Origin of the sequence: Campylobacter sp. RKI_CA19_01121 (assembly GCF_025771295.1) — a bacterium.
Lineage (GTDB): Bacteria > Campylobacterota > Campylobacteria > Campylobacterales > Campylobacteraceae > Campylobacter_D.
The window spans coordinates 1-1,030 of sequence record NZ_JAKMQA010000034.1 but is presented as its reverse complement, the minus strand read 5'-3'; the positions used below and the strand labels follow the sequence as shown (position 1 = coordinate 1,030).

Annotated in this window: 1 protein-coding gene; it reads right to left on the bottom strand. The window is 31.2% G+C overall.

Annotated features, from left to right (window positions below):
- A partial coding sequence (locus L8T90_RS07835; RefSeq protein WP_263737174.1) for a hypothetical protein occupies positions 1-1,030 on the bottom strand: 1,030 nt, incomplete at both ends.

Below are 1,030 nucleotides of genomic sequence, written 5' to 3'. Positions count from 1 at the left end.
ATTATAAGTGTAAGTACTTCCATCTTCACTAAAAGTTAATGCTGCTATGGTGGCATTGTCGTTTAATGAAATTGAATTACCATCTTCAAAAGTTCCGACTGTTTTTTTAACTGTTATAGCTGTTGTTCCACCACCAATAAGAGAATGCTCACCCTCAACGGTTATACCATTAGTTTTTCCCCATTCATTAGAGGCAATAACGCCACTTCCTTCAACACCTATTATAGAACTACCACTTTTAACTTCAATAGTTCCCATATTAGCATTGCCAAATACACCATTTTGTTTTCCATAAATTGTAGACTTATTGTTTAATTGAATATTTTCAATATCTTGATACGAATAAATTCCATTATTCTGAATCCCAACTATAGCACCACCGTTTTCAAGAGTGATACTTCCAAATTTAGCATATTCTACAAATATTCCGTTTTTTTCACCTTGTATAAGACCACTATTTATCACATTACCAATAATTTGACCATTACCATGACCATAAATTCCATTATTACCACCTTTTATAGTTCCTTCATTTTTTAAAGTTTCTATATTATTCCAACTACCTCTAAATTTAATACCATCGCCATTAGCTTCAATAACACCATTTTTACCGTTGTGTATGGTTTTAATTTTTACACCACCATATCTAATATCATCAATATAAATTCCGGATTGACCACCATTAATAACACCATTACTTTCAATTTTATCTATTTTAGAAGCATTTTGTATATGCATACCGTAATTATTACCCATAATAGTATTATCATTAACTAGTGTATTTATTGTTCCACCGCCAACATACATACCATTACTACCACCTTTTATAGTGCCTTTATTATTTAAATTTTGTAGTGTTCCCCTGCCATCGATCTGAATACCATTACCATTGCCAGTAATAACACCACCTTTCTCATTAGTTATATTTTCTATTTTAGAGTTATTACCACCTATATAAATACCTTTACTATCTCTATCGTTAGCACCTTTAATAGTTCCTGAGTTGGTGATACTTTTAATAGTAGAACCA